At 72.7% G+C, this 14,400-nt stretch carries 14 protein-coding genes and 1 pseudogene; 4 read left to right on the forward strand and 11 right to left on the reverse strand.

Annotation, left to right across the window (positions count from 1 at the left end; all coding sequences use genetic code 11):
- Window positions 1-215 precede the first annotated feature (215 nt).
- Window positions 216-1,094, forward strand: coding sequence for an arginase family protein (locus ACFPZJ_RS17695; protein ID WP_381022218.1), 879 nt, complete (start codon window positions 216-218; stop codon window positions 1,092-1,094).
- 414 nt (window positions 1,095-1,508) lie between these two features.
- On the opposite strand, the gene ACFPZJ_RS17700 is transcribed toward ACFPZJ_RS17695, so the two are convergent.
- The 3 genes and pseudogenes from ACFPZJ_RS17700 to ACFPZJ_RS17710 all read right to left on the reverse strand — a co-directional run bounded on the left by ACFPZJ_RS17700 (window position 1,509) and on the right by ACFPZJ_RS17710 (window position 4,093).
- Complete coding sequence (locus tag ACFPZJ_RS17700; RefSeq protein WP_381022219.1) at window positions 1,509-1,997, reverse strand: F0F1 ATP synthase subunit B family protein; 489 nt, start codon at window positions 1,995-1,997, stop codon at window positions 1,509-1,511.
- Window positions 1,998-2,102: 105 nt separating this feature from the next.
- Window positions 2,103-2,581: pseudogene (locus tag ACFPZJ_RS17705) on the reverse strand (macro domain-containing protein).
- 42 nt (window positions 2,582-2,623) lie between these two features.
- Window positions 2,624-4,093 carry an amino acid permease gene (locus tag ACFPZJ_RS17710; RefSeq protein ID WP_381022221.1) on the reverse strand — a complete coding sequence of 490 codons (1,470 nt, stop codon included), beginning with the start codon at window positions 4,091-4,093 and terminating at the stop codon, window positions 2,624-2,626.
- Window positions 4,094-4,356: 263 nt separating this feature from the next.
- Between ACFPZJ_RS17710 and ACFPZJ_RS17715 the strand changes: the two genes are divergently transcribed.
- A complete protein-coding gene (locus tag ACFPZJ_RS17715; protein WP_381022222.1) occupies window positions 4,357-5,085 on the forward strand; it encodes a MerR family transcriptional regulator in 729 nt (242 codons plus the stop codon).
- Here the strand turns inward: ACFPZJ_RS17715 and ACFPZJ_RS17720 are convergent.
- From ACFPZJ_RS17720 to ACFPZJ_RS17735, 4 genes are all read right to left on the reverse strand, one after another.
- Window positions 5,071-7,272 (reverse strand): 3-hydroxyacyl-CoA dehydrogenase NAD-binding domain-containing protein, encoded by a 2,202-nt coding sequence (locus ACFPZJ_RS17720; RefSeq protein WP_381022223.1) that lies wholly within the window; start codon window positions 7,270-7,272, stop codon window positions 5,071-5,073. The two genes, ACFPZJ_RS17715 and ACFPZJ_RS17720, sit on opposite strands and share 15 nt — an antisense overlap.
- Before the next feature lie 42 nt (window positions 7,273-7,314).
- Window positions 7,315-8,529, reverse strand: coding sequence for an acetyl-CoA C-acetyltransferase (locus ACFPZJ_RS17725; protein ID WP_381022225.1), 1,215 nt, complete (start codon window positions 8,527-8,529; stop codon window positions 7,315-7,317).
- A gap of 58 nt (window positions 8,530-8,587) precedes the next feature.
- Window positions 8,588-9,730, reverse strand: a complete 1,143-nt coding sequence (locus ACFPZJ_RS17730; RefSeq protein ID WP_381022227.1) for a CaiB/BaiF CoA transferase family protein — start codon at window positions 9,728-9,730, stop codon at window positions 8,588-8,590.
- A gap of 121 nt (window positions 9,731-9,851) precedes the next feature.
- Window positions 9,852-10,232: an MmcQ/YjbR family DNA-binding protein gene (locus ACFPZJ_RS17735; RefSeq protein WP_381022229.1), complete on the reverse strand. Its 381-nt coding sequence runs from the start codon at window positions 10,230-10,232 to the stop codon at window positions 9,852-9,854.
- Window positions 10,233-10,323: 91 nt separating this feature from the next.
- Here ACFPZJ_RS17735 and ACFPZJ_RS17740 point away from each other — a divergent pair, with 91 nt between their 5' ends.
- Window positions 10,324-11,502 (forward strand): saccharopine dehydrogenase family protein, encoded by a 1,179-nt coding sequence (locus tag ACFPZJ_RS17740; RefSeq protein ID WP_381022230.1) that lies wholly within the window; start codon window positions 10,324-10,326, stop codon window positions 11,500-11,502.
- Window positions 11,503-11,527: 25 nt separating this feature from the next.
- Here the strand turns inward: ACFPZJ_RS17740 and mmpA are convergent, their stop codons facing one another.
- Window positions 11,528-11,674 (reverse strand): morphogenic membrane protein MmpA, encoded by a 147-nt coding sequence (mmpA, locus tag ACFPZJ_RS17745; protein WP_381022232.1) that lies wholly within the window; start codon window positions 11,672-11,674, stop codon window positions 11,528-11,530.
- A 114-nt stretch (window positions 11,675-11,788) separates the two neighbouring features.
- A complete protein-coding gene (locus tag ACFPZJ_RS17750) occupies window positions 11,789-12,475 on the reverse strand; it encodes an endonuclease V (protein ID WP_381022234.1) in 687 nt (228 codons plus the stop codon).
- A 61-nt stretch (window positions 12,476-12,536) separates the two neighbouring features.
- Between ACFPZJ_RS17750 and ACFPZJ_RS17755 the strand changes: the two genes are divergently transcribed.
- On the forward strand, window positions 12,537-12,833 hold the full coding sequence (locus ACFPZJ_RS17755) for a YciI family protein (RefSeq protein WP_381022236.1): 297 nt from the start codon (window positions 12,537-12,539) through the stop codon (window positions 12,831-12,833).
- A 37-nt stretch (window positions 12,834-12,870) separates the two neighbouring features.
- Here ACFPZJ_RS17755 and ACFPZJ_RS17760 read toward each other — a convergent pair whose 3' ends face one another.
- Window positions 12,871-13,197, reverse strand: coding sequence for a plasmid stabilization protein (locus ACFPZJ_RS17760; protein ID WP_381022238.1), 327 nt, complete (start codon window positions 13,195-13,197; stop codon window positions 12,871-12,873).
- Between the two features lie 70 nt (window positions 13,198-13,267).
- Window positions 13,268-14,254, reverse strand: a complete 987-nt coding sequence (locus tag ACFPZJ_RS17765; RefSeq protein WP_381023410.1) for a WD40/YVTN/BNR-like repeat-containing protein — start codon at window positions 14,252-14,254, stop codon at window positions 13,268-13,270.
- Window positions 14,255-14,400: the final 146 nt, after the last annotated feature.

Here is a 14,400-nt window from a genome sequence, read left to right on the forward strand (position 1 = left end):
CCCGTGACCTGCTCGTGACGCCCGGGACCGCCGTCGCCGAGCGGCGCCCGTCGTCGCGCCGCGCCTTCGGCGGCAGCAGCAGAGATACCAGCTGGTACGGACGGCCCGTGCCGACGGGCCCCGTCCCGTGCCGGGAGTTACGGTGTGCCCATGCGCGCCGGACGCGTGGGCCGGTCGGCGTCGTCGGGCTGGTGAGGGGGTCGGGTGTGCGGGACGTGGCGATCATCGAGGCTCCGTCCGTGCTGGGGCTGCGGCCGAGCGGCGTGCAGGGTCTGCCTGACGCGTTGCTCGGCGCCGGTCTGGCCACGGGGCTCGGGGCGGTGCGGGCGGGGCGTGTCGAGCCGCCCGTGTACGTGCCCGAGCGGGACCCGGGCACCGGGGTGCTCAATCCGGTCGGCATCGCCGCGTACGCGGGAGAGCTGGCCGACGCGGTGGGCGAGGTGCTGGACAGCGGGCGGTTCCCGGTGGTGCTGGGCGGCGACTGCAGCATCCTGCTCGGCAACCTGCTGGCGCTGCGCCGCCGGGGGCGGCCGGGGCTGCTCTTCCTCGACGGCCACACCGACTTCTACCAGCCGTCGGCGGAACCGGCCGGCGAGGTGGCCTCCATGGAGCTGGCCCTGGCCACCGGTCACGGGCCTCGCGTGCTGGCCGACCTGGAGGGGCGCGGCCCGCTGGTGCGGGAGGAGGACGTCGTCGCGCTCGGGTTCCGGGACGCGGAGGAGTCCGCGGAGGCCGGGATGCAGCCGTTGCCGCCCGGGCTGCACGCGATGGACCTGGGGACGGTGCGGGCCCTCGGGGCGGCGGAGGCCGCGCGCCGCGCGGTCGGCCTGCTGACCGGCGTCGGCCCGGGCGGCGGGTACTGGGTCCACCTGGATGCCGACGTCCTGGACGACGCGGTGATGCCCGCGGTCGACTACCGGCTGCCCGGCGGGCTGACCTGGCAGGAGCTGGAAACCGTGCTGCGCACGGCGCTGTCGGGCACGGGTGCCGTCGGCCTCGACGTGGCGATCTTCAATCCACGGCTGGATCCCGGCGGCAGGGCTGCGGCACGGCTCACCGAGTGTCTGCTGCGAGCGTTCGCGACGGAGCACTGATCGGCTCACTACTCACCCGACTCGCCAACTTCCCAAGGGGCAGCGGCAGCTCGACCACCGTCCCAGCACCGCTCACCGAGTATCCCGCCGCCGGAGTGCACGACCGGGGACCGATCGGCTCACCCGTCACCCGACTCGCCAACTCCCCTACCGGCAGGGGCAGTTCGACCACCGTCCCAGCACCGCTCACCGAGTATCCCGCCGCCGGAGTGCACGACCGAGGACCGATCGGCTCACCCGTCACCCGACTCGCCAGCTCCCCTACCGGCAGGGGCAGTTCGACCACCGTCCCAGCACCGCTCACCGAGTATCCCGCCGCCGGAGTGCACGACCGAGGACCGATCGGCTCACCCACCACCCGACTCGCCAGCTCCCCTACCGGCAGGGGCAGCTCGACCACCGTCCCAGCACCGCTCACCGAGTGTCCCCCGCCGGAGTGCGCGACGGAGGACCGATCGGCTCGCCCACCACCCGACTCGCCAGCTCCGCGGCCAGCTCCGCCACGTGCAGGCGCAGTTCCGTCTCCGCCGCCGCCCGTTCGGCCTTGATGCGGGCGTCGGCCTCGGCGAGCAGTCCGTCGCGCTCGCGGACGCCGTCGGCGCGGGCTGCGGCGATCAGGCCCGCGCCCTGTTCCTGGGCCCGTTGACGGATGCCGGCCGCCTCATGGCGGGCCTCCGCGAGCAGGGCGTGCGCCTCCTCGCGCGCGGCCTCCGCCTGCGCGCGGAGGTCGTCGGCCTGTCTGCCGACCCCGGCGGTGGCCCGCTCGCGGGCCTGCAGGACGCGGTTGATCCGCCGGAGCAGCCGGGTCATGACGAGGTGGCTGACGGCGAACAGGGCCACCGCGACCGCCAGGTCTGCGGGGCGGGGGTTCATGGGGCCGAGGTTCAGGGCGATGAGCTCCATGCCGTTGCCTTACCCGCTCGTCTGTGCGCGGTAGCGCACATCCGCGCCAATCCTGGCCAGGACGCACCGTTCCCGGGTGGGGAACACCGGGGCCGCGCCGGGTGGTCAGTCCCCGTGGTCGTACACCGTCACCGGTATCCCCCGCCGTGTCAGCCGGTCGGTGATCAGCGGCTCCACGCGGGACCACTTCCCACCGGCCAGGCCGCACCCTATGCGGGGCATGTGGACCGAGGCGCCAGCTCGGCCGCTCTGTCGGCGACGCGGCCGAGGGCCGTGTCGATGGCCTCGTAGCGGACCGGTACGCCCTTGCTGCCGGTCCTGATGCCGCGCTGGCCGATCATGTTGGCCACCCAGACGTACGGCTGGACCTGCACGAACTGGACCGCGCCCAGCCCGAAGTCGTTGGAGGCGCGGTCCCGGTGCCAGGCGCGGTAGGCCGCCTCGGGCTCCGGCCAGCGCCGCGACAGGGCCACGACGAAGCCCTTGCCCCAGCCGCCGATGTCGTTGCAGACATGGGCGACGATCTTGACGCCCTTGACCGACGGAACGGTGGCGTCACCCCGGACATATGCGATCCCCGACATGACGCCACCCTAGGCGACCCCACAGACAGTGGCCGTGGCCTGCTACTTCGTGAGCTCCGACAGTTCCTTGTCGGCGGTCCGCGCCACGCGGCGGCGGATGCCGAACCAGCCCGCCACCAGCATGGCCGCGATCAGCGGGATCAGCAGCAGCGTCTTGCGGCCGACCTCCGGGTCGTTCCACATCATGCCGAGGCAGGCCAGCAGGAAGGCGATCGTGGCGATCTCCGTGACGGGGCTGCCGGGCAGGCGGAAGTGCGGCCGGGCGACCAGGCCCGCCTTCGCACGGCGCACGAAGATCAGGTGGCAGACCATGATGATCACCCAGGTGCTGATGATGCCGAGGGAGGCGACGTTCAGCACGATCTCGAAGGCCTGGGCCGGCACCAGGAAGTTCAGGCCGACGCCGAGCACGCACACCGCGCAGGTCAGGAGGATGCCGCCGTAGGGCACCTGGCTGCCGTTCATGCGGGCGGTGAACTTCGGCGCCGAACCGGCCATCGCCATGGAGCGCAGGATGCGGCCCGTGGAGTACAGGCCGGAGTTCAGCGAGGACATGGCGGCCGTCAGGACCACGAGGTTCATCACGTCACCGGCCGCCGGTACGCCGATCTTCGACAGGACCGTGACGAAGGGGCTCTGGTCGGCCGAGTAGACCGAGCCGGGCAGCAGCAGGGCGAGCAGGACGACCGAGCCGACGTAGAACAGGCCCACCCGCCACATGATCGAGTTCACCGCGCGCGGGACGACCTTCTCCGGCTCGGCGGTCTCGCCCGCGGCGACGCCGACCAGCTCCAGCGCGGCGTAGGCGAAGATCACGCCCTGCATGACGAGGACGACGGGCATCAGCCCGTGCGGGAAGACACCGCCGTTGTCGGTGATGACGCTCATGCCGGGCGTCTGGCCGCCCACCTCGTGCTGGGTGGCGAGCAGGAAGATGCCGACGAACATGAAGGCGACCAGCGTGGCGACCTTGATGATCGCGAACCAGAACTCCATCTCACCGAAGATCTTCACCGAGATCAGGTTCACGGCGAGCACGACCGCGAGCGCGACCAGGGCGAGCACCCACTGCGGGATGTCGGTGAACAGGCTCCAGTAATGGGTGTACAGCGCGATCGCGGTGATGTCGGCGATCCCGGTCGTCGACCAGTTCAGGAAGTACATCCAGCCGGCGACGTACGCGCCCTTCTCGCCGAGGAACTCGCGCGCGTACGACACGAAGGAGCCCGACGACGGCCGGTACAGGACCAGCTCGCCGAGGGCACGGACGACGAAGAAGGCGAAGATGCCGCAGACCAGGTAGGCCAGCGCGAGCGCCGGGCCCGCGTTGTGGAGGCGGCCGCCGGCGCCCAGGAAGAGTCCGGTGCCGATGGCGCCGCCGATGGCGATCATGTTGACGTGGCGGGCCTTGAGGTCCTTGCTGTAGCCGGCGTCGCCCGCGTCCGCGGGCACGCGGCCCGCGTCGGTGCGCTGCTGTACGGCCGTTGCCGTGTTCACGGCGTCCTTGCTCACGGGTGGTTCCACTCTCTGGTGCGCCCGGCGGGTCTCGCACGGGTGTCCGGATGTGCCTGGTCGGCGCTCTCGGTGATGGGCACAGACCAAGGCGCCACCTTCCCCCATGAACGGCCGTGTACGCGGTGGCGCACGTCACAGAGCGTTACTTCTCACATGATCCACCACGGGTGTCCACGGCGGTCACCGGTCGTTCACGTCCTGGTCATGGCCGGGTGCCCGAGAGGTTTCACAGCACTGGTGAGACAGCGATACTGCTGCACATGACGACCGACACCGAGGAGCCGACCCTCACGATCGACGAACTGGCCGCCCGGGCCGGCATCACGGTGCGCACGGTCCGCTTCTACGGCACCAGGGGTCTGCTGCCGCCGCCGGTGATCGGCCCGCGGCGCGTCGGGCACTACGGGCGCGAGCACCTGGCCCGGCTGGCGCTCATCGAGGAGTTGCAGCACCAGGGCATGACGCTGGCGGCCATCGAGCGCTATCTGCGGCAGCTGCCGCCGGACCTGAGCGCCCGCGACCTCGCGATCCACCGGGCGGTGGTGGCGTCCTGGGCGCCGGACACGGTGGAGACCCTGACGCGGGAGGAACTCCAGCGGCGGGCCGGGCGGCCGCTGGACGACGACGAGGTGGAACGGCTGGCCGCCATGGACGTGGTCCGTCCCGGCACCGACAGCGGTACCAGCACCGGCACCGGCACGTACGACGTCGACCTCGGGCTGCTCCGCCTCGGCGTGCGGCTCCTGGACGTCCCGCTCTCCCAGGAGTCGATCCTCGCGGCGCGCACAGTCCTCATCGAACACTCGCGCGCCGCGGCCCACGAGCTCTCCCAGCTCCTGCGCGACGAGGTCGCGCAGCGCGACGCGCGGGACGTGAAGTCCCTGTCGGCGCACATGCACCCCTTGGTGGTGCAGGCTCTGCTGACGACGTTCCAGCGGTCGCTGAAGGAGGAGCTGGGCGAGTGGCTCACGGAGTCAGGAGCGGACTGAGTCGCTGAAGACCTCCCCCTTCTCCGCCTTCTCCACCAGCAGCGCGGGCGGCGTGAACCGCTCGCCGTAGCGCTCGGCGAGTTCCCGTGCGCGGGCCACGAATCCGGGCAGGCCGGCCCCTCCGCCGGCGCCGCCGTCGTAGCCGTTGATGTACTGCAGGACGCCACCGGTCCAGCCCGGGAATCCGATGCCCAGGATGGAGCCGATGTTGGCGTCGGCGACGGAGGTCAGCACGCCCTCCTCCAGGAGCCGGACGGTGTCCAGCGCCTCGGAGAACAGCATGCGCTCCTGCATGTCCCGGAAGGGGATCCGGTGGCCGGGCTTGGTGAAGTGCTCGCGCAGTCCCGGCCACAGACGGGTGCGCCTGCCGTCCTCGCCGTAGTCGTAGAAGCCCGCACCGCCGCTGCGGCCGGTGCGGCCGAACTCGTCGACCATGCGGTCGATGACGGCCTCGGCCGGATGCGGGGTCCAGGTGCCGCCCGCCTCCTCCACCGCCCGCTTCGTCTCGCTGCGGATCCTGCGCGGCAGCGTGAGCGTCAGTTCGTCCATCAGGGACAGCACCTTGGCCGGGTAGCCCGCCTGGGCCGCGGCCTGCTCGACGGAGGCGGGTTCGATGCCCTCGCCCACCATGGCCACGCCCTCGTTGATGAAGTGCCCGATGACGCGGGAGGTGAAGAAGCCGCGCGAGTCGTTGACGACGATCGGCGTCTTGTTGATCTGCCGGACCAGGTCGAAGGCGCGGGCCAGGGCCTCGTCACCCGTCCGCCGTCCCTTGATGATCTCGACGAGGGGCATCTTGTCGACGGGCGAGAAGAAGTGCAGGCCGATGAAGTCGGCCTGCCGCTCGACGCCTTCGGCGAGGGCGGTGATGGGCAGCGTGGAGGTGTTGGAGCACAGCAGCGCGTCGGGCGCGACGACCTCCTGCACCTCCTGGAACACCTTGTGCTTGAGGGCCGTGTCCTCGAAGACGGCCTCGATGACCGCGTCGCAGCCCGCCAGGTCCCGGACCTCGGCGGTCGGCGTGATCCGCGCGAGCAGGGCGTCGGCCTTCTCCTGGGTCGTACGGCCCTTGGCGACGGCCTTCGCGCACAGCTTCTCGGAGTAGCCCTTGCCCTTGACGGCGGCCTCCGGGGAGACGTCCTTCAGGACGACGTCGATGCCGGCGCGGGCGCAGGAGTAGGCGATGCCCGCTCCCATCATCCCGGCGCCGAGGACGGCGACCTTGCGGACGGGGCGCGGTTCGATGCCCTGGGGGCGGTTGGCGCCGGAGTTGACGGCCTGGAGGTCGAAGAAGAAGGCCTGGATCATGTTCTTGGACGTCTGCCCCGCGGCCAGTTCCACGAAGTAGCGGGCCTCGATGACCTGGGCGGTCTCGAAGTCGACCTGGGAGCCCTCCACGGCGGCGGCGAGGATGTTGCGCGGGGCCGGGTAGGGGGCGCCGTTGGTCTGCTTGCGCAGGGTGGCCGGGAAGGCGGGCAGGTTGGCGGCGAACTTCGGGTTCGACGGCGTACCGCCGGGGATCCGGTAGCCCGGCCGGTCCCAGGGCTGCCGCGACTCGGGGGTGGCGTCGATGAAGGCGCGGGCCTTGGCGATCAGTTCCTCGTGGGTGTCGGCGATGTCGTGGATCAGGCCGTTCTCCAGGGCGCGCCGCGGGCTGTACTGGGTGCCCTGGAGGAGCACCTTCAGCAGCGCGTCGGCGATGCCGAGCAGGCGGACCGTACGGACGACACCGCCGCCTCCCGGGAGCAGGCCGAGGGCGACCTCGGGGCAGCCGATCTTCGAGCCCGGCGTGTCGAGGGCGATGCGGTGGTGGCAGGCGAGGGCGATCTCGTATCCGCCGCCGAGGGCCGCGCCGTTGAGGGCGGCGACGACGGGCTTGCCCAGGGTCTCGATGCGGCGCAGGTCGCGCTTGATCGCCATGCCGCCGTCGAACAGCTCCTGCGCGGTCTCCGGGGTGACCCGGATGAGGTCGCGCAGGTCGCCGCCGGCGAAGAAGGTCTTCTTGGCGGAGGTGACGATGATGCCCCGGATGCCGTCCTGCTCGGCCTCCAGGCGGTCGGTGACCGCGGTGAGCGAGGCGCGGAACGCCTGGTTCATGGTGTTGGCGGACTGGTCGGGGTCGTCGAGGACGAGGGTGACGACACCGGTGTCGTCCTGTTCCCAGCGGATGGTCGTGCTCTCGGTCATGGGGTCTCCGTAGTGAGGAAGTCTCTTGGTCCGCCGGGGTATTCAGACGCGCTCGACGATGGTCGCGATGCCCATGCCGCCGCCCACGCACAGGGTGGCGAGGCCGTAGCGCTTGTCCTGGCGCTCCAGTTCGTCGACGAGCGTGCCGAGGATCATCGCGCCGGTCGCGCCGAGCGGGTGGCCGAGGGCGATGGCGCCGCCGTTGACGTTGACCTTCTCCAGCGGCAGGCCCATGTCCTTGACGAAGCGGAGCACGACGGCCGCGAACGCCTCGTTGATCTCGACGAGGTCGATGTCGTCGATGGTCAGCCCGGCCCGGGCGAGCGCCTTGCGGGTCGCGGGGGCGGGGCCGGTGAGCATGATGGTGGGCTCGGATCCGGACACGGCGGCGGAGACGATCCGCGCGCGCGGGGTGAGCCCGTAGCGCTCGCCGACCTCCTGGGAGCCGATGGCGACAAGCGCGGCGCCGTCGACGATGCCGGAGGAGTTGCCCGCGTGGTGGACGTGGTCGATCTTCTCGACCCAGTGGTACCGCTGCAGCGCCACCGCGTCGAAGCCGCCGAGCTCGCCGATGTCCGCGAAGGACGGCTTGAGCCTGGCCAGGGAGTCGGCGGTGGTGCCGGGCCGCATGTGCTCGTCGTGGTCGAGGACGACGAGGCCGTTGCGGTCCTTGACCGGTACGACGGACTTGTCGAACCGGCCCTCCTTCCAGGCGGTGGCGGCCCGCTCCTGCGACAGGGCGGCGTACTCGTCGACGTCCCGCCGGGTGAAGCCCTCGATGGTGGCGATCAGGTCGGCGCCGATGCCCTGCGGCACGAAGTTGACGGCGAGGTTGGTCATCGGGTCGTTGAACCAGGCACCGCCGTCCGAGGCCATCGGCACCCGGGACATCGACTCGACACCGCCCGCGAGAACCAGGTCCTCCCAGCCCGACCGCACCTTGGCGGCCGCCATGTTGACGGCCTCCAGGCCCGAGGCACAGAAGCGGTTCTCCTGCACGCCCGCCACCGTCTCGGGCAGTCCGGCGGCGATGGCGGCGATCCGGGCGATGTCGGAGCCCTGGTCGCCGACCGGTCCGACGACGCCGAGCACGATGTCGTCGACGGCGGCCGGGTCCAGTCCGGGGAAGCGGGCGCGGATCTCGTGGAGGAGTCCGACGACCAGGTCGATGGGCTTCGTGCCGTGCAGGGCGCCGCCTGCCTTGCCGCGCCCGCGCGGGGTGCGGATCGCGTCGTACACGTACGCTTCGGTGCTCACGTGGAGGCCTTTCACTGAGGGTTTCCGGGGCGAGGTCGCCGAGGGCTGCGGGACGAGGTCACTGAGAGTCTGCGGGCGGCAGCAGTCCGGGCACGTCCCAGTCGCGCGCCACGTCCCGCGTGTCGGCGCCCGGGAGCGCGGGGCCGGTACGGACCGCGGTGGGGGTCGCGGAGAAACGGGGGGCCGGGGCGGGCTGGGTGATGCCGCCGTGGTCGGTGAAGGTGCCGCGGGCGGCGAGGTGCGGGTGCCGTGGGGCCTCGCCCAGCGTCAGGACGGGCGCCACGCACGCGTCGGAGCCCTCGAAGACGGCCGTCCACTCGTCCCTCGTGCGGGTCCTGAAGCGTTCCGCGACCCGTGCGCGCAGTTCGCCCCACCGGGCGATGTCCTGACGGGCCGGCGCGTGGTCCGGGAGGCCGAGGAGACCGAGGAACTCGTCGTAGAACCGCTGCTCCAGGGCGCCCACCGCCATGTACCTGCCGTCGGCCGTCTCGTACGTCCCGTAGTAGGGGCAACCGCCGTCGAGGAGGTTGGCGGCGCGCCGGTCCTGCCAGCCGCCGGCGGCGAGCATGCCGTGGATCATCGCGGCCAGGTGGGAGGCGCCGTCGACGATGGCGGCGTCCACGACCTGGCCGGTGCCGGTCACGCGCGCGTGGTGGAGCGCGGCGAGGACGCCGACGACCAGGTAGAGGGAGCCGCCCGCGTAGTCGCCGACCAGGTTGGCCGGGGGCGGCGGCGGCTCGTCCGGTCGGCCGATCATGCCGAGAGTGCCGGTGAGGGCGATGTAGGCGATGTCGTGCCCGGCGCGATGGGCCAGCGGTCCCTCCTGGCCCCAGCCGGTCATCCGGCCGTAGACCAGTCGCGGGTTGCGGGCGTGGCAGGCCTCGGGGCCGACGCCGAGGCGCTCGGCGACGCCCGGGCGGTAGCCCTCGACGAGGACGTCGGCGCGTTCGGCGAGGTCGAGGACGCGCTCGGGCCCGTCGGGGGCCTTGAGGTCGACGAGCACCGAGCGTTTGTTGCGGTTGGTGACGTCGTACGCCGGGTCGATCGCGAGACCCTGCCCGCCGGGCCGGTCGACGCGGACGACGTCGGCACCGAGGTCGGCGAGGAGCATGGCGGCGAACGGACCGGGCCCGATGCCGGCCAGCTCGACCACGCGCACCCCGGAGAGCGGACCGTGCCCGGGCGTCCTCGCCTCTGCCATCGAGCCCCCAGCCTTGTGACACTCCTGATGTAACACCAGCGATGCTAAGAACGTGTTCCACCCGGCACAAGACCTTGGGCGAGCAAGCGCTTAGCCAAGGGTCGTCCGTCACGCGGCCGGGTCAGCGTCCGTCCAGCTCGGCGGTCAGCCGTTTCGGCGCGATCGTGCGGTAGGACTCCTCCACCCAGTCGCACAGCAGCTCCGCGGCCGGGGCTCCCCTGACCTCCAGCGGGACGCTCACCCAGCCGGACCTGCCCAGCCCGTATCCGGCGGGTTCCGCTCCCGGGCAGGCCAGGGCGTGGGCGTGGGCCGTCTGGTCCGTCAGCTTGACGGTCACGCCCAGCGGGTAGCTGCCGTCGTCGGTGCCGAGGAAGACGAACACCTTCTTGTTGACCTTCGCGACCGACTCGCCCCAGGGGAACTCCTCCACGGCGCCCGGCAGCCCGAGGGCGAACTCGCGTACTTTCTCCCACTTCTTCAGGGCGTTCCTGGGCACGGCCATGCGCCACCTCCGGGCTCGTCGTCGGGCTCCGTACCGCTCACGCTAGCCTCGGCCACCGACAGCGGCGCGGGCTGCACGACCGAGGGGTGTCATGAGCAGGCTGAACAGGACGGACCGTCCGTACGACATCGTGCTCTTCGGAGCCACCGGTTTCGTCGGACGGCTCACCGCGGAGTACCTCGCGGCTCACGCGCCCGATGGGCTGCGCTGGGCTGTCGCGGGCCGGAGTGTGGAGAAGTTGGAGCGGCTGCGCGAGCGGCTGCCCGGCGGCGCGGACATCGGCCTGCTCCGGGCCGACGTGTCCGACCTGCCGTCATTGCGGGAACTCGCCGGGCACGCGCGCGTGGTGGCCACGACGGTGGGCCCCTATGTGACGTACGGCGAGGAACTCGTCGCCGCCTGCGCGGACGCGGGCACGGACTGTCTCGACCTGACCGGTGAGCCGGAGTTCGTGGACCTGGTGTACGTCAGGCACGACGCACGCGCGCGGGAGACAGGTGCGCGGCTGGTGCACGCCTGCGGTTTCGACTCTGTCCCGCACGATCTGGGCGTGTACTTCACCGTGCGGCAGCTGCCGGAGGGCGTGCCGCTGACCGTGGACGGTTTCGTGAGCGTGGACGCCTCCTTCTCGGGCGGCACCTTCGCCTCCGCGCTCACCCAGGTCGCCCGGCAGCGCCGGATGCGGGCCGCCGCCCGGGACCGCAGGCGCCACGAGCCGCGGCTGGTGGGCCGCCGGGTCTCGGTGCCGACGGGCACTCCGCGGTTCGCGAAGGAGGTCGGTGCCTGGGCGCTGCCGATGCCGACCATCGATCCGCAGCTGGTACGGCGGTCGGCGCGGGCCCTGGAGCGGTACGGCCCCGATTTCCGGTACCGGCAGTACGCGGCGGTACGGCACCTGCCGGTCGCGGTGGGAGGGGTCGCCGCCGTCGGGGCGCTGGTGGCGGCGGCCCAACTGCCGCCCGCGCGGCGCTGGCTGTCCGGCCGGCTCAAGCCCGGGGAGGGGCCGAGCGCGGAGAAGCGCGCCAGGAGCTGGTTCTCCGTGCGCTTCGTGGGCGAGGGCGGCGGGCGGCGGGTGTGCACGGAGGTCGCCGGCGGCGATCCGGGGTACGACGAGACGGCGAAGATGTTCGCCGAGTCGGCCCTGTGCCTTGCCCTGGACGAGCTGCCGCCGACGGCCGGGCAGGTCACCACGGCGGTGGCCATGGGCGACGCGCTGATCGACCGGCTGCGCGCGGCGGGGATCCGCTTCCGCGTGGCCGCGACCCGGTGAGCGGCCGCCCCGCGGTGCGTCGGCGCTACAGCGGCCACTCGGCGAGGGTGTAGATCATCCCGGCGATCCAGGCGAGCCCCGCCAGCACGGCGAGGACCAGTCCGATGGTCACGGCCCGCTCGACGGGCCGGCTGGGGTCGGCGGCGGGCTTCGGGGCGCGGTGCGTCGTCATGCGGCCCAGCCTGCCGACGACGGCGGGGCCCGGCATCCGTACAGGTACTCAGAACGCGTACTCACCCGGAGGACAGGCCGGTCCCGTCAGGCCGGTCCTGTCAGGCCCGAGCTGTCAGGTCGCCTCCCGCAGGGCGGCCCGGCACAGCGCGTCCGCTCTGCGGGTGGTCTCCGGGAGACGGTACGCGGGGGTCAGGGCGAGGGTGTGGGCGCAGGCGTTGGCGAGGCTCACGCGGTGGCCGACGGAGACGAAGACCGGCTTGACGCCGTCGCGGGTGCGCAGGGCCCGGCCGACCTCCTCGGTGCCGGCGAGCAGCGGGGACGTACTGCCGCGTGGCGTCTCCGGGTCGTCGTAGGTGAAGGTGAACGGGTTCTTGGCGACGCCGATGGTGGGCAGGCCGGTGAGGACGCCGAGGTGACTGGCGAGGCCGAAGCGGCGGGGGTGGGCGAGGCCGTAGCCGTCGCAGACGATCAGGCCGGGCGGGCACGGCAGCGCGTCGAGGGCGGCGAGGACGGCGGGGATCTCGCGGAAGGCGAGCAGGCCGGGGACGTACGGGAAGGAGACCGGGCCCACCGCCGTGGCCTCGGCGACGACGTCGAGGGTCGCCGCGTCCAGGACGACGGCCGCCGCCGCGACGACGTCCCGTTCGTCGTCGTAGGCCACGTCGACTCCCGTCACACGGCCCGCCCCCGGCTGCGGTCCCGGCTCGTCCAGCACGACACGGGCCCGGAGTTCGTCCTGGAGGGCGCGGGCCTGCTGTTCGGTCGCGGGCCAGCCCGGGGGAACGCGTACGGTCGTCATGGCGGCCCCGAGCCTACGGGTCCGGGGACGGCCGTGTCGGCACCGGGGTAGCCTCGCGATCATGTCCGTCCTGGAGCTGACCTACACCGCCCCGCTCGACGCCGTCGACGCCGTGCTGGAGGAGCACGTGGCGTGGCTCGACGAGCAGTACGCGCAGGGCGTGTTCCTGGCCTCCGGGCGGAAGAACCCCCGCGACGGCGGGGTGATCATCGCCGTCGCGGAGGACCGCGCGCGGATCGAGGAGATCTCCGCCCGGGACCCGTTCGTCACCGCGGGCGTGTGCGCGTACCGCGTCGTGGAGTTCACGGCCACGAAGACGGCGCCCGAGCTGGAGCGGTACCGGGAGCGCCTCGGCTGAGACGGGCGCCGGCACCGTGGCCGTCGGGGCGGAAGCCTCACTTGCCGCCCAGCGCCCGCTGCAACTCGCTCTTGTTCATGTGCGAACGGCCCTGGACGCCACGCCGCTTGGCCTCCTCGTACAGCTGGTCGTAGGTGGGCCCCTGAGAGCCCTGCCCGGACCGCCGGCCGCCGCGCTCGCCGGAGGACATGTCCTGCTTGGAGGTGCGGCTCGCGGTCTTCGACTCGCCGGAGCGGGCGCGTTCCTTGTTCACCGTTCGCGCGGCGATCTCCTTGGCGCGCCCGGTGCTCTCGCCCCGGTCCTGCGCGCTCTTCTTGATGTGCTCGTACTGGCGCTCCCTCTTGGAGCTCGAACCGCGTGGCATCTCCGCTCACTTCCTTTCGGTCGCAGTGAACGGGTACCCACATTGCCAACATTCAGGGCGTACCGCGCGTTCAGTGCTCCAGGCGTGCCACCCTGCCTTGTTCGCCCGACGCCCAGCAGGCGAGGTCGGGGGTGCAGTCCACGGTGTCGAAGGAGCCGGTGTCGACCGTCCGCCAGGTGCGGCCGGCGTCGGTGGTGAGGTCCGTGCCGGTGGGGCCGACCGCGAGGGCGGCGGAGCGGCTGTGCGGGAGCCAGGTCACGCCGGAGCGGTAGCCGGGCGGGGGCGTGGCGGCGGGCCGCCAGGTGCGGCCGCCGTCGGGGGTGTGCGCGGCGGCCCGCGGGACGGTCTGGTCGGGGCGGTAGTCGCCGCCGACCGCGAGGCCGTGCGTGCGGTCGCGGAAGGCGAGCGCGAAGACGCCGCGGGCCGGATCGCCCGCCGGGAGCGGGGTGTCGGCGGCCGTCCAGGTCAGTCCGCGGTCGGCGGAGTGCAGCACGCGCGCGCGTGCGCCGCCGCCGGTGGCCAGCCACACGTCCTTCGCTCCGGAGGCCACCAGGCACTGGCCACTGGCCGCGAAACCCGCCTCGCCCTCCAGCGCGGCCGGCATCCCCTCGCTGGGGAGCACCCGCCAGGAGCGGCCGCCGTCACGGGTCGACAGGACGCGGAACCTCCCGTCCACCGGGTCGCTCATGGCCAGGCCGTGGCGGCGGTCGAAGAAGGTGAGGCAGTCGTAGAAGGCCCGCGGGTCGGTGTTGCGGAAGGACTCCGTCCAGGTCGCCCCGCCGTCGTCGGTGCGGTACAGGCGGGACGACTCGCCCTCGCCGATGGCCAGGACGACGGCCCGGCGCGCGTCGAACGCCTCGACGTCCCGGAACTGCAGGGCGGTGGCGCCCGGCGGTGAGACGTCCCGCCAGGTGCTCCCGGCGTCCGTCGTGCGCAGGACCGTGCCCTGGCTTCCGGCGACCCAGGCGGTGCTCCGGCTGACGGCCGCGAGGCCGCGGAAGCGTACGCCCGGGGTGCCGGTGTCCTTCAGCCGCCAGTGCGGCGCCCGGTGCCTCAGCTCGTGCGCTGCCTTCCGCGCCTGCTCTTGCGTCGCCTGCCCGTGGGCGTGCCTGTCCGGCTGCTCGTCAGCCTGCCCGTGCGCCGACTCCCGCGCCGGCCCCTGTGCCTGCCCGTGAGCCTGGACCGGTGCGGTCGTCAGCGTCG

Origin of the sequence: Streptomyces bullii, assembly GCF_042657145.1 — a bacterium.
Lineage (GTDB): Bacteria > Actinomycetota > Actinomycetes > Streptomycetales > Streptomycetaceae > Streptomyces > Streptomyces bullii.

What these genes read in the sequence shown, in the direction of transcription:
- ACFPZJ_RS17720 (WP_381022223.1), bottom strand. Translation starts at nt 7,272, where the DNA reads ATGACCGAGAGCACGACCATCCGCTGGGAACAGGACGACACCGGTGTC.
- mmpA (WP_381022232.1), bottom strand. Translation starts at nt 11,674, where the DNA reads ATGACGACGCACCGCGCCCCGAAGCCCGCCGCCGACCCCAGCCGGCCC.
- ACFPZJ_RS17730 (WP_381022227.1), bottom strand. Translation starts at nt 9,730, where the DNA reads ATGGCAGAGGCGAGGACGCCCGGGCACGGTCCGCTCTCCGGGGTGCGC.
- ACFPZJ_RS17760 (WP_381022238.1), bottom strand. Translation starts at nt 13,197, where the DNA reads ATGCCACGCGGTTCGAGCTCCAAGAGGGAGCGCCAGTACGAGCACATC.
- ACFPZJ_RS17735 (WP_381022229.1), bottom strand. Translation starts at nt 10,232, where the DNA reads ATGGCCGTGCCCAGGAACGCCCTGAAGAAGTGGGAGAAAGTACGCGAG.
- ACFPZJ_RS17755 (WP_381022236.1), top strand. Translation starts at nt 12,537, where the DNA reads ATGTCCGTCCTGGAGCTGACCTACACCGCCCCGCTCGACGCCGTCGAC.
- ACFPZJ_RS17750 (WP_381022234.1), bottom strand. Translation starts at nt 12,475, where the DNA reads ATGACGACCGTACGCGTTCCCCCGGGCTGGCCCGCGACCGAACAGCAG.
- ACFPZJ_RS17700 (WP_381022219.1), bottom strand. Translation starts at nt 1,997, where the DNA reads ATGGAGCTCATCGCCCTGAACCTCGGCCCCATGAACCCCCGCCCCGCA.
- ACFPZJ_RS17740 (WP_381022230.1), top strand. Translation starts at nt 10,324, where the DNA reads ATGAGCAGGCTGAACAGGACGGACCGTCCGTACGACATCGTGCTCTTC.
- ACFPZJ_RS17715 (WP_381022222.1), top strand. Translation starts at nt 4,357, where the DNA reads ATGACGACCGACACCGAGGAGCCGACCCTCACGATCGACGAACTGGCC.